The organism is Streptomyces griseus (genome assembly GCF_001715295.1).
Classification (GTDB): Bacteria; Actinomycetota; Actinomycetes; order Streptomycetales; family Streptomycetaceae; genus Streptomyces; species Streptomyces griseus_G.
Window position 1 is genome coordinate 1018083 of the sequence record NZ_MDKB01000003.1, and the last position, 12263, is coordinate 1030345.

At 74.3% G+C, this 12263-nt stretch carries 11 protein-coding genes and 1 tRNA gene; 9 read left to right on the forward strand and 3 right to left on the reverse strand.

Annotated elements, in window-relative coordinates:
- Positions 1–81: 81 nt before the first annotated feature.
- Positions 82–678 carry a histidine phosphatase family protein gene (locus BA175_RS20650; RefSeq protein WP_069172908.1) on the reverse strand — a complete coding sequence of 199 codons (597 nt, stop codon included), beginning with the start codon at positions 676–678 and terminating at the stop codon, positions 82–84.
- A gap of 312 nt (positions 679–990) precedes the next feature.
- Here BA175_RS20650 and BA175_RS20655 point away from each other — a divergent pair, with 312 nt between their 5' ends.
- The 7 genes from BA175_RS20655 to BA175_RS20685 all read left to right on the forward strand — a co-directional run bounded on the left by BA175_RS20655 (position 991) and on the right by BA175_RS20685 (position 7343).
- Positions 991–1944, forward strand: coding sequence for a phosphatase PAP2 family protein (locus tag BA175_RS20655; RefSeq protein ID WP_069172909.1), 954 nt, complete (start codon positions 991–993; stop codon positions 1942–1944).
- Entirely contained in the window at positions 1838–3016 is a 1179-nt protein-coding gene (locus tag BA175_RS20660; RefSeq protein ID WP_069172910.1) for a hypothetical protein, read from the forward strand. Before BA175_RS20655 ends, BA175_RS20660 begins: the two co-directional genes overlap by 107 nt.
- Positions 3007–4623: a hypothetical protein gene (locus BA175_RS20665; protein WP_069172911.1), complete on the forward strand. Its 1617-nt coding sequence runs from the start codon at positions 3007–3009 to the stop codon at positions 4621–4623. Before BA175_RS20660 ends, BA175_RS20665 begins: the two co-directional genes overlap by 10 nt.
- Positions 4620–5954, forward strand: coding sequence for an AAA domain-containing protein (locus BA175_RS20670; RefSeq protein WP_069172912.1), 1335 nt, complete (start codon positions 4620–4622; stop codon positions 5952–5954). The genes BA175_RS20665 and BA175_RS20670 overlap by 4 nt, the downstream gene beginning before the upstream one ends.
- A 107-nt stretch (positions 5955–6061) precedes the next feature.
- Complete coding sequence (locus tag BA175_RS20675; protein WP_069172913.1) at positions 6062–6403, forward strand: hypothetical protein; 342 nt, start codon at positions 6062–6064, stop codon at positions 6401–6403.
- Positions 6404–6577: 174 nt separating this feature from the next.
- Positions 6578–7279, forward strand: a complete 702-nt coding sequence (locus BA175_RS20680) for a hypothetical protein (protein ID WP_069172914.1) — start codon at positions 6578–6580, stop codon at positions 7277–7279.
- Positions 7270–7343, forward strand: a tRNA-Lys gene (locus tag BA175_RS20685). Before BA175_RS20680 ends, BA175_RS20685 begins: the two co-directional genes overlap by 10 nt.
- A gap of 64 nt (positions 7344–7407) precedes the next feature.
- Here the strand turns inward: BA175_RS20685 and BA175_RS20690 are convergent.
- The gene (locus BA175_RS20690) at positions 7408–8649 is read right to left on the reverse strand and encodes a M6 family metalloprotease domain-containing protein (protein WP_069172915.1); all 1242 of its coding nucleotides are present in this window, start codon (positions 8647–8649) and stop codon (positions 7408–7410) included.
- A gap of 20 nt (positions 8650–8669) precedes the next feature.
- Here BA175_RS20690 and BA175_RS31235 point away from each other — a divergent pair, with 20 nt between their 5' ends.
- On the forward strand, positions 8670–8834 hold the full coding sequence (locus tag BA175_RS31235) for a hypothetical protein (RefSeq protein ID WP_175420876.1): 165 nt from the start codon (positions 8670–8672) through the stop codon (positions 8832–8834).
- A 276-nt stretch (positions 8835–9110) separates the two neighbouring features.
- Positions 9111–11003 (forward strand): putative bifunctional diguanylate cyclase/phosphodiesterase, encoded by a 1893-nt coding sequence (locus BA175_RS20695; protein WP_069172916.1) that lies wholly within the window; start codon positions 9111–9113, stop codon positions 11001–11003.
- Positions 11004–11056: 53 nt separating this feature from the next.
- Here BA175_RS20695 and BA175_RS20700 read toward each other — a convergent pair whose 3' ends face one another.
- Positions 11057–12157, reverse strand: coding sequence for an LLM class flavin-dependent oxidoreductase (locus BA175_RS20700; protein WP_069172917.1), 1101 nt, complete (start codon positions 12155–12157; stop codon positions 11057–11059).
- Positions 12158–12263 lie beyond the last annotated feature (106 nt).

The window sequence follows — 12263 nt, forward strand, 5'->3', positions numbered from 1 at the left end:
GCCCCGGTGGAGCCGACCGCCCGGCGAAGGACGGGTGCCCCGCCGCGAAGAGCCGGGCCGCCGCCCCGTCGGCCCGGCCGACTACCGGTCCAGGTGGCCGGTGTCGTTCCAGCGCTCCAGGGCCGGCATCCCGTACGCCCATCCCAGCACCGACAGCGAGGTCGGCTCCAGCCGGATCCGGGCGGCGAAGGACACGTCCTCGCCGAGCCACCGCGCGCCCAGGGCACGCAGGATGTGCCCGTGGGCGAAGACCAGCACGTCCCGGTCGGCCGCACGCGCCCAGTCCACGACGGCGTCGGCCCGGGCCGCGACCTCGGCGAGGGTCTCACCGCCGGGCACCCCGTCGCGCCAGATGAGCCAGTCGGGACGGTCCGCCCTGATCTGGTCCGGGGTCAGGCCCTCGTACTCCCCGTAGTCCCACTCCATCAGCGCGTCCCACGGCTCGGCCCGCTCGCCGAATCCGGCGAGTGCGCACGTCTCGGCCGCCCGGACGAGCGGACTGGTCCGCACCTCCACCCCGGGCAAGCCCGCCCAGGGCTGCCGGTGCAGCCGCTCCCCGAGCAGCTCGGCGCCTTCGCGACCGGCGTCCAGGAGGGGGATGTCGGTCCTGCCGGTGTGATTGCCCTGGACCGACCACTGGGTCTGGCCGTGCCGGGCGAGCAGGATTCGCGGTGCCATGACGGCTCTCCCTGAAAAATACTGAGATCCGAAGATCCGGGGACCCTGGGATCTGACGGGTCCGGGACAGCGGTGTCCGGGACGGCGAGGGGCGGCACCGGTGACGACCGTCCTGGAAACGGCGCGGGCGAGGCCCCGGACCATCATCTCTCACCCGCCCCGGGGGCAACCCGCGGGGCGGTACGGGCGTCCCTCCCCACGCGTGACCGGCGACGTCCGCGGCCGAACGCCCCCCGGGGGGTGACAAGGCCGGCAACCGCCGTACGGTTGAACGCCCGCCGTCCACCGCACGAACTCGGGGAGAGCAACCGGATGCCGCACGCCACCGCCGCGATACGCACCTCCGGCCATCGGCGGCCCCGCTGGTGGACGGAGCTGCCCCTGCTGGCGGTGGTGTACGGGCTGTACTCGGTGGGCCGCCTCCTGGTCCGGGAGGACATACCGGCGGCCGTGGACCACGGTCTCGCGATCCTGCGGATCGAGAAGGCGCTGTTCCTCAACGCCGAGCACCCTCTCAACCGGCTGCTGACCGAGCACGCCGCACTCGGCGTCCCCGCCGACTTCGCCTACGCCTCCCTGCACTACCTGGTCACCCCGGCCGTCCTCGTATGGATGTTCCGCCGCAGGTCCGCCGCCTACCGGGCGGCCCGCACCTGGCTGATGACCTCGACCGTCCTCGGACTGGCCGGCTTCGCGCTGATGCCGACCTGCCCGCCCCGGCTGCTCGACGCCCGGCACGGATTCGTCGACACGATGGCCCAGTACAGCTCCTACGGCTGGTGGGGTACGGGCGCGAGCGCCCCCCGCGGGCTCAGCGGCATGACCAACCAGTACGCGGCGATGCCGAGCCTGCACGTCGGCTGGGCGGTGTGGTGCGGGCTCCTGCTGTGGCGCCACGGCCGCCACCCGCTCGTCCGGGCGGCGGGGATCGCCTACCCGCTGATCACCGTGTTCGTGGTGATGGGGACGGCGAACCACTACTTCCTCGACGCGGTGGCCGGCGCGGCCGTGATGGGCGTCGGCGCGCTGCTGACCAGGCCCGTCATGCGGGCCGCCGACCGTGTCAAGGACCGGGTGCGCGCCGTGTTCACGCCGGTGGCCGCCCCCGCCGTCCCCTCGAAGTACCCGGTTGTCAGTGGCGGATGCAAGACTTCCGCGGGTGAGCGCATCCCCGGCCAGCGGACCACCTCCGCAGATTCCAGCCACGCAGCCACCGGCTCCGCGGCCGACGCCGCCAGCGACGACGCTCCGGCAGCGGCTCGCTGAGCTGCGCGGCCCGTCCGTCGCGCCGCATCCGCTCGACGCGCGGGCGCTGGCCGCCCTCGCCGCCAACCCGGGCTGCAAGCGGCGCGCCCTGCTCGACGGCGCCGGGGTCGACAAGGCCGGGCTGGCGACCGCGCTCGGCTCCCCCGCCGCGTTCGGCCAGTCACAGTTCGCGTTCATCCGGGGCAACGCCTTCGAGGCGAAGGTCAAGGCCGACGGCGGCACGGAGCTGCTGCGCCTGCTCTTCGAGCGGCTCGGCAGCGGCGCGGACGCCCCGGGGCCCGCCGAGGTGCCCGATCTGACGGCCGCCGGCCCCGAGGGCCGCGCCGCGCGCACGGCGCTGGCGCTGCGCGAGGCCACCGCTGCAGGCGGCTGGTCACTCCTGGACCACCCGATGCTGGCGCTGGAGGTGGCCGGGTCGCCCGTCTATCTGGAGCCGGACGCCGTCGTGGTGCACCCCGACGGCACCTGGACCGTCGTCGAGATCAAGTCGTTTCCCATGATCGACAGCTCCGCCGATGCCGCGAAGGTGGGGGCCGCGGCCCGGCAGGCCGCCGTCTACGTCCTCGCGCTGGAGCGGGTCGCCGCACTGACCGAGGGGGCCGAGGTCGGCCACCGCGTCCTGCTGGTCTGCCCGAAGGACTTCTCCAACCTGCCGACCGCGTCGGTCGTGGACGTGCGCAAACAGCGTGCCGTCACCCACCGCCAGCTGACCAGGCTGACGCGCGTCGAGGACATCGCCGCCGCCCTGCCGGAGGGGACGACCTTCGACCCGGGGCGCTCGCCCGAGGAGCTGGGCACGGCGGTCGACGCGGTCCCCGCCGCCTACGCCCCCGAGTGCCTGGCCGCGTGCGAGCTGGCCTTCCACTGCCGGGCGAAGGCCCGTGCCCAGGGCGCGGTGGAGGCCCTGGGCCGGAGCGTGCGCGGCGAGCTCGGCAGCCTGACGACCGTCGCCGGGGTACTGGCGGCCGCGGCCGGCAAGGAAGGCGACCCGGCGGACCCGACGGTGGCCGCGCTGCGCCGGGCGGCGGCGCTGCGCGCCGAGGCACTGGAGGGCGGCGCACCATGTCGCTGATCACCACCCTGGCCCGGCTGGAGGCGGTCGACAGCGGGCGGGCCCAGCCGCTGGCCACCGTGCGCCACCGCCATCTGGCGGACCGGCCGCTGGTCCTGGTGCCCCTGACCACCGCGGGGGAGGCGGGCGCCCCGCTCGGGGCACTCGTGGGCGCGGACCGCGAGGCGCCCCGGCTGCTCGCGGTGCCCCAGCCACGCGACCGCGACCTGCGGTTCCAGTTCCTCGCCGAGCTGGCGGAGGCGGTGCTGCCGCACATCGAGTCGTACGCCGACGCCGTCGAGCCGGCCGAGCGTGCGGAGACCGACCCGGAGACCGGCAAGAAGGTCAAGGTCGAGGTCGAGCTCTGCGCGGACGCCGCCCAGCTGATCGTGCCGAGCCGGGCGGGCGTCGAGTTCGTACGCCTGCTCGGGCGGTCCATGCGGTTCCGCCGCACCGCCGAGGACGATCCGGACACCCCGTACCCGGCGCCCGCCCGGGTGCCGCTGCTCGGCCGCTGGCTGACGCATTACGGGGAGCGGGCGCGGGTGCCGGGCTCGTCGCTGCTGCTGTCCGCGACGGACCTGCTGAACCGGCACTGGGCGACGGGACAGAGCAGCCTGGAGGACCAGCACCTCGGTGCGCTGCTCGCCTGGGTCGACCCGCCGGCGGGCGGGTCGGGGGCGGTGGCGGCCCTCCGGGCGGAGCTGGAGCGGGACGGCACCGGGCAGCTGGTCTGCCCGCCCGCCGGACCGGCCACGGACCCGGCGTTCGACAACAAGCTCCTCGCGCCGGCGATCGAGGCGTACGACCGGGCCCGCGCGGCGCTGGCCGCCGCCGAGGACGGTCTGGTCGCCGACGCCCGGCTCGGCGAGCTGAGCCGGGCCGAGCGGGAGATCAGGTCGCTCCTCGCGGGGGTGCTGCGGCCGACGTGGGACGCCGTGTGGCGGGGGCTCGACCTGCTGCGGGAGCTGCCGGCGGGTGCCAGGACCGAGGACCGCTGGACCAGGGACCGCTGGTCGTTCACCGCGCACCGGGACCGGGTCCGGGCGGGCGAGCCTCCGCAGCCGCGCCGGGACGACGCGGTGACGGCGGCGCAGAAGCTGGCCTCACGGGAGTCGGCCCAGGCCCAGCTGGAGGCGCAGGAGGCGCTGGACGATCCGCTGGTGCTGGCGGGGCGGCGGCTGGCGGGCGAGGCGTTCGTCGCGGAGGTGACGGACGTCGAGATGACGTACACGGAGTCGAAGCGGCCCTCGCCGCGCCCGTTGCTCACGGTGCGCACGGACGAGCGCCCGCACCTCGGTGAGCGGACGAAGGTGTACCGCTCGCTGGACGGAAAGCCGCAGACGGCGGAGTTCGTCGCGTACGCCTCCGACGGCCCGGACGCCGGGGAGCTCCTGCTCGTCCTGAAGATCACCGACCGCATGGGCCGGAGCAGGGAGCCCGCGCCCGGCTCGGTGCCCGCGCCCGGTGACCGGATCGCCTGGACGCTGTTCGAGCACGACCAGCGGGGCGGTCCGAAGCTGCCCGACCCCGAGGACACGCCGTGGACCCACGGCGGCCCGCCGGGCGCCGCGGCCGGCGGACACACCGAGCAGCCCGACCCCGTCACCGCGGAGGATCTCCTGTGACAGCCGTTCTCGACCCGGGTTCCGCGGCGGCGCGGGCGACCGACGCGATCCTCGGGGACACCCTGCGGGGCACGTCGCGCGGCATCGTCGTGGACTCGCCGCCGGGCGCCGGGAAGTCGACCCTGGTGGTGCGCGCGGCGCTCGAACTCGCGGCGGCGGGCCGCCCGCTGATGGTGGTCGCGCAGACCAACGCCCAGGTGGACGACCTGGTGGTCCGGCTCGCCGAGAAGGCGCCGGAACTTCCGGTGGGCCGCCTCCACAGCAGCGACTCCGACCCGTACGACAAGGTGCTGGACGGCCTGGCCCACGTCCGCACGTCGGCGAAGGCGGCGGATCTGGCCGGGCTCGACATCGTTCTCTCCACGGCCGCCAAGTGGGCCCACGTGAAGAACGTGGAGCCCTGGGGGCACGCGATCGTCGACGAGGCCTACCAGATGCGGTCGGACGCGCTGCTGGCCGTGGCGGGGCTCTTCGAGCGGGCGCTGTTCGTCGGGGACCCCGGTCAGCTCGACCCGTTCTCGATCGTGGGCGCCGACCAATGGGCGGGGCTGTCGTACGATCCGTCGGCCAGTGCCGTGTCCACGCTGCTCGCGCACAACCCGGAGCTGCCGCAGCACCGGCTGCCGGTGTCGTGGCGGCTGCCCGCGTCGGCGGCGCCGCTGGTCTCGGACGCCTTCTACCCGTACACCCCCTTCCGGAGCGGTACGGGCCACGGGGACCGGCGGCTGTCGTTCGGCGTTCCCTCGGACGGCTCCGGCCCCGACCGGGTGCTGGACGAGGCGGCCGAGTCCGGCTGGGGGCTGCTGGAGCTCCCGGCCCGCCACACCCCGCGTACCGACCCGGAGGCGGTGCGGGCGGTGGCCCTGGTGGTCCGGCGGCTGCTGGACCGGGACGGCGCCGCGACGAGTGAGCGTTCCCCGGAGGCCGTCGCGGTGACGGCGGACCGGGTCGCCGTCGGCACGGCCCACCGCGATCAGGCCGCGGCGGTGCGGGCGGCCCTGGCCGAGCTGGGGGTGACGGGCGTCGCGGTGGACACGGCGAACCGGCTCCAGGGCCGCGAGTTCGACGTGACGGTGGTCCTGCACCCGCTGTCCGGCCGCCCGGACGCCACGGCCTTCCACCTGGAGACGGGCCGCCTGTGCGTGCTGGCCTCGCGGCACCGGCACGCCTGTGTGGTGGTGTGCCGCGAAGGCGTGGCGGAGCTGCTGGACGAGCACCCCTCGACGGAGCCGGTCCAGCTGGGTGTGACGGTGAAGTTCCCGGACGGCTGGGAGGCGAACCACGCGGTCCTGGCCCATCTCGCCGAGCACCGCGTCCCCTGGCGGCCGTGAATCCGGAACGCTCCGCACGCATCGCCGGGGCCGTTCCTGGGCAGCGCTCTTGCGCCGGGCTGGACAATGGAAGGTGGCCCTCCGGCCGCCCGAGGAAGGAACACCACATGGCACAACCCGAGCGGAACGACCGGCAGAGGCTGCGCCCCGCGCCCCTGCTCTTCGAGCCGGCCGAGGCGGCAGCCGATCCGGAGCACTTCTTCGACCTGGAGTCGATGGACGACCCGAAGGAGCTGCTGGCCCGCGCGACGGAGCTGACGCACGCTTTCCGGGCCGCGGCCGACCGGGCCGTCGAGTTCCAGGCCGTGGCCGCCGCGCAGCTCGCCGACCCCCGCAGGTTCGACCGGCTCACGGCCGCGGACATAGCGGAGCGCGCGGAGTGGACCGAGGACTACGCCAAGAAGATGATCGAGTTCGGCCGCTCCCTGCTGAACGCGCCCCGCCCCTGACGCGGGGCAGAGCTGTCCTACGGTCCGGTGCGCGCCGGCCGGCCTTTCCCTACGTCACTCCGGGCACAGCCTCTGGCATATGCGTCCGGGCAAGATACTCCTTCGACAGCTGACCTGTCCGGCTTTCGCGCAACCCTGGGAAACAGCACCGTCACAGCCGGTAGACCTGTCGCCATGAGCGCATGGCTGAACGACGCAACGATTCCGCACCCCGATGCCGCCCCACGCCACGCCGTCGACCTCGTCGCTCTGCTGCGGGACGGGACCGACCACCGGACGGCCGACGACCGGGCCGCCCAGGTCACCGCCGCCGGGGCGGCCTGGCTGGCCACGGCCTCGCCCTGTCCGCGCAGCACGCTCTCCCGGTGGCGGGCGCACCCGGCGTCCCCGGGCGTCCTGCCGTGCGGCTCCACGTTCGACGTGGTGAGCGTGCCGGCCCTCTTCGGGCGGCGCATGCTGGAGCAGCTCTGGGCCGAGGGCCCCGGTTCGGGCCCGGTCGCCACCCACCGGGGCCGGATGCTGCTCTTCGCCTCGCCCGGCACCGCCCAGCGGCTGCCCTCACTGCTGGCCTGGGAGGAGTGGGGCACCGGCTCCGCCGCCCACGCCCGGGCGCACCGGGGCTCGCTGCCTCCGCTGCTGTGCCACGGCACGGGGGACGCGGTGACCGTGCCACCGCCGGCCGGCGGAGCGAACGGCGCGGGACCCCGCTGGCTGGTGGCACCGGACACCCGTCACCCCTGGCTTCCGGGTCCGGACGTGCTCCTCTGGGCGTGTGTACGGGTCAGCAGGTCGGCGGCCCCGTCGACCACCGGGAATTCGATTTTTCCTCCCGCCGATCCGGGTGCTAATGTCTACGACGTCAGCAGGCGCCGCTAGCTCAGTTGGTTAGAGCAGCTGACTCTTAATCAGCGGGTCCGGGGTTCGAGTCCCTGGCGGCGCACAGACGGAAGAGACCCCCCTCGCGGAAGCGAGGGGGGTCTCTTCGTGTGCCTGCGGGTCCCGGTTCAGGTACCGGTGTCGATGCGCACCGTCCACGCCCCCGAGGGTGTCCGGTCGGTGACCTCGATCCGGAGGCGTTCGCCGGGCACGGTGTAGCGCTCGCCCTCGCGGAGCGGGGCGTCGGCGAGGGGCGGGTAGACGGACCGGTCCCGGCAGGCGTCGGAGTGCGGGTGGGTGTCCAGTACCTCGACCGGGCCGCCGCCGGACGGGGTGGCGTTGTGGACGCGGTAGATCAGCACTCCTTCGGTGCAGGTCGCCCGGTCGTTCCCGGTGGCGCTGCGGGCCTCGACGGCCACGGCGCTGTCGGTGCCCGTCCTGAGGACCGCGAGCCGGGTCCCGAGGGAACCGCCGGGCGGGGGGGCCTCGCCCATGGGCTCCAGGGTGAGGTCGGCGCTGCCCTGGACGCAGACGATCTGGCCGCGTCCCAGCCAGCCGAGCTTCCACTTGTGCCAGCCGAACAGTTCCGGGGACAGTCCGAACTGGCTGCCCATCACGTCCCAGTCGCCGACGTGGGTGTCCCAGTCGCCCTTGCCGTCCTCCGGGCGGTGGTAGAGGTCCGCCAGGTCGAAGACGTGCCCGGTCTCGTGCGCGAGGACGTTGCGGTCCGGCGGGTGCTCCTCGAACACGGTGACCACCCGCCGGAGGTCCGTACCGTCGGCGCGCAGCGGCCGGTCGAAGTTGACGACCTTCGTGGCGTCCGAGTCCACGCCGGGCGCGTCCGGGTCGGCGACCAGGTAGACGATGTCGTACGCGGAGAAGTCGGTCCGCTCGTCGGCGGCGCGGATCGCGTCGCGCAGGTAGGCGCCGCGCCGGCCGGGGTCCCAGTCGCGCTGTATGCCGTACCAGGTGGAGGGACGGGGCATCCGGGTCCACTGCCGCTGGGGGTGGGCGCGCAGGGTGAACTTCCCGTACGAGGCGCGCTGGAAGAAACGGGTGGTCGAGGGGAAGTGGTCGGCGGCGAGGACCTCGGGAGGTACGGCGGGCTCGGAGTCGGGGAACGACAGGAACACCATCACCGCGTCGAGGTCGCGGCCGGGGCGGGGATAGGCGTTGTTCCAGCTGTCCAGCCCCAGGGAGTGGTGGGCCGCGGTGCGGGGCAGGGCGCAGGGGCCGGCATCGCGCGGGGAGGCCACGGCGGGCCCCGCGACCAGTCCGGTGGCGGCGAGCGCCGCGAGGGAGGTGAGGGCAGCCGCCGCACTGCGCAGACTCGGCCTCTCCACTCCCCCGGGTCTGCGCTGACGCGGCACATCTACCTCCGGGGTGGCGAATGCGGAACATCCCCCTCACCCTGTGCCGGTTCGACGCCGTACGCCCTGTTGTGCTGCCCCACACGGGTCAGCGCGGGGCCCACCTCGCCACGGTCGGCGCCCTTGCCGCGCTGTCACCGCCCCGGCCTCGCGCTGTCACCGCGCGCCGGGACGTCATGGGCTGACATCCGCTCACAGAAAGTCATTTTCGATCACCCCGCCACCACAACGAACCAGAGAAGAACAAAACCATCACGTGCGGGCAAAGTGGATGGCATCGGCCCCCTGAGCCAAGCGCGTGCCGTACGACGGAAACCGTCGCCGCGCTGGAACGGCCGACGCGCCACCCTCTATGCTTCACCTCGCTTTCCTGCGTGGTGTCCGCCTCCGGTACGGCACTCCACCCGATGACCCCTGCCCGACCACATCTGTCGACACCATCTGCACAGCGGGAGCGAGCGGTGAGCGGAACCTCCGAAGGCCCGGCAGTCCCGGCGGGCGTGACCCCCGGCACCGGGCGGCCGATGGTCACCGAACGTGATCAGCGGGCTCCCGGGACACCGCCGGGACCGGAGGACCCCTCCACCCCGTCGGGGGCGGACGACTACCGCGCGGCCTTCCGGCTGGCCGCCCTCCCGATGGCCGTCGTGGACCCCGGGGGCCGGATCGTCCGCGTGAACGACGCGATGGGGGCGCTGATCGGCGCCGATCCCCGCTCGCTGGCCGGGCAGGCCGCCGCCGACCTCGTCGGTCTCGCCTCCGACCGGGCCACCTGGCAGGCGTACACCGAGGTCCTGGACGGCACCCGGCCCCGGCTCCGCTGCGCCGCCCGGCTCAAGCACGCCGACGGCCGGTCCGTGTGGACCGAGGTCACCGTCGTGCCGATGGCGGACCCGTCCGCGCGCGGGCGCGGCGCGGCCGGCGTACTGCTGTCGGTCGCGGACATCAGCGACCGGCACGAGCTGCGGGAGCGGCTGCGCCATCTGCGGCTGCACGACCCGGTGACCCGGCTACCCAACCGCACGCTCTTCTTCGAACGGCTCGCCACCGCACTGGAGACCCCGCCCTTCCAGGACGACTCACTGCCCCGGCACAGCCGGATCGGCCTCTGCTACCTGGACCTCGACGGCTTCAAGGCGGTCAACGACACCCTGGGACACCGCACGGGGGACCGGCTGCTCAGCGCCGTGGCCGGGCGTCTCACCGACTGCGCGGAGGTGGACGGTCACCACCGCGCGGGCGACCGGCGCGGCGGACACCTCGTGGCCCGTCTGGGCGGGGACGAGTTCGCGATCCTCGTCGAGGACTCGGCGGGCACCCATCAGCTCACCGAGCTCGCCCGCTCGGTCCTCACAGCGCTGGAGCGCCCCTTCGACCTCGGTGGACGGCGGCTCTCGGTCTCCGCGTCGATCGGTGTGGTGGAGCGGCCCACCGTGGGCACCTCCCCCACCGCCCTCATGCAGGCCGCCGACACCACCCTGTACTGGGCGAAGGCGGACGGCAGGGCCCGCTGGACGCTCTTCGACCCCGAGCGCAACGCGAGCCGGGTGACCCGCCAGGCGCTCTCCTCCACGCTCGGAGCCGCCGTGGAACGGGGCGAGTTCACACTGGAGTACCAGCCGCTGGTCGGCATGTCCGACGAGGTCGTCCGGGGTGTCGAGGCCCTGGTCAGATGGAAGCACCCGCAGTTCGGCACGCTGGCGCCGCACCGGTTCGTCTCGATCGCCGAGGAGGACGGCACGATCGTCCAGCTCGGCCGGTGGGTACTGCGTACGGCATGCCGCCAGGCCCGCCGCTGGCAGCTGGAACACCCCGGCGAGCCGGCCCTGTTCATCAGCGTCAACGTGGCCGTGCGCCAGATCAGGGACTCGGATCTCGTCGCCGACGTCGCGGCGGTCCTCGCCGAGACCGGGCTCGCACCGGGCCTGCTCCAGCTGGAGCTGACGGAGTCCGCCGTGATGGGATCCTCCGGCCGGCCGCTGCGGGTGCTCCAGGAGCTCAGCGACATGGGTGTCCGGATCGCCATCGACGACTTCGGCACCGGCTACTCCAACCTCGCCTACCTGAGCCGGCTGCCCGTCTCGGTGCTGAAGCTGGACGGCTCCTTCGTCCGCGGTTTCCGGTACGAGGACGGCGCCCGGCCCAGCCCCGCCGACGAGACGATCGTCGAGGCCATGGTCCAGCTCGCCCACCGCCTCGGCCTGACGGTCACCGCCGAGTGCGTGGAGACCTCGGGCCAGGCGGAGCGGCTGCGGCGCATCGGCTGCGACACCGGCCAGGGATGGCTGTACTCGCGTGCGGTGGCCCCGGAGCGGATCGCGGAGCTGATCGGTACCCGGCCCCCCGGCACCTGAGCCGGGAGCCGGGACCGGGGAACGCGGGACGGTTCCGCCCCGGCCCGGGCGGATCAGCCGAGGTCGGGCAGCCCGTACGCGTCGGCGATCAGTTCGTACGAGCGCAGCCGGGCCTCTCCGCCGTGGGCGTTGGCCGTGATCATCAGCTCGTCGGCGCCCGTGCGCTTGGCCAGGTCGTCCAGTCCGCCGCGGACCTCGTCGGCGGTGCCGTGGACGATGTTGGCCAGCCAGCCGTCGACGAAGTCGCGCTCCATCGAGCTGAAGGAGTGTGCCTCCGCCTCCTCGGGCGTCGGCACGAGTCCGGGCTGCCCGGTGCGCAGCCGCACCATCGACAGGGCGCCGGTGAGCACCTGGCGCCGGGCCTCGCGCTCGTCGTCGGCGGCCAGCGCCGCCACGCCGATCAGGGCGTACGGGGCGTCGAGCACCGCGGACGGCGTGAAGGACTCGCGGTACAGCTCCAGGGCGGGGATGGTGTTCCGGGCCGAGAAGTGGTGGGCGAAGGCGAAGGGCAGCCCGAGGGCGCCGGCCAGCCGGGCGCTGAAGCCGGAGGATCCCAGCAGCCAGATCGGCGGGCGGCCCGGCGACTGCACACCGCCGGGGGAGGTGGCCTGCACCGGCCCGGGTACGGCGTGGATGCGGGCGTAGGGGTGCCCGTCCGGGAAGTCGTCGTCCAGGAAGCGCGTCAGCTCGGCCAGCTGCTGCGGGAAGTCGTCGGCCCCCTCGTTGAGCCGCTCGGTACGGCGCAGGGCGGCCGCGGTGGCGCCGTCCGTCCCCGGGGCGCGGCCGAGGCCCAGGTCGATGCGTCCGGGAGCCATGGCCTCCAGGGTGCCGAACTGCTCGGCGATCACCAGCGGGGCGTGGTTGGGCAGCATGACGCCGCCGGAGCCGAGCCTGATGCGCTCGGTGCGTGCGGCCAGGTGGGCGAGGATCACGGCGGGCGAGGAGGAGGCCACGCCCGGCATCGAGTGGTGCTCGGCGACCCAGAAGCGGTGGAACCCGCGGCGCTCGGCGAGGGTGGCGATGTCCACGCTCGTGCGCAGGGCCCGGGTGGCGGTGCTGCCCTGCCCCACGGTCACCAGGTCGAGGACGGACAGCGGCACGGAGGCCGTCCCCCTCGCGGTGCCGCGGATCTCGTCGCCTCGGTTCTCGTCCACGTGTACGGCCTCTCCTGTGCTGCGTCCGTGTATCGCAGAGTACGAACAGGAGGATGGCTCCGCTTATTCCCGGCGCCGCCGCCCGGCCCGGCGTTCTCCGTCGGCC

What these genes read in the sequence shown, in the direction of transcription:
- BA175_RS31235 (WP_175420876.1), top strand. Translation starts at nt 8,670, where the DNA reads ATGCGGAACATCCCCCTCACCCTGTGCCGGTTCGACGCCGTACGCCCT.
- BA175_RS20680 (WP_069172914.1), top strand. Translation starts at nt 6,578, where the DNA reads ATGAGCGCATGGCTGAACGACGCAACGATTCCGCACCCCGATGCCGCC.
- BA175_RS20655 (WP_069172909.1), top strand. Translation starts at nt 991, where the DNA reads ATGCCGCACGCCACCGCCGCGATACGCACCTCCGGCCATCGGCGGCCC.
- BA175_RS20665 (WP_069172911.1), top strand. Translation starts at nt 3,007, where the DNA reads ATGTCGCTGATCACCACCCTGGCCCGGCTGGAGGCGGTCGACAGCGGG.
- BA175_RS20650 (WP_069172908.1), bottom strand. Translation starts at nt 678, where the DNA reads ATGGCACCGCGAATCCTGCTCGCCCGGCACGGCCAGACCCAGTGGTCG.
- BA175_RS20675 (WP_069172913.1), top strand. Translation starts at nt 6,062, where the DNA reads ATGGCACAACCCGAGCGGAACGACCGGCAGAGGCTGCGCCCCGCGCCC.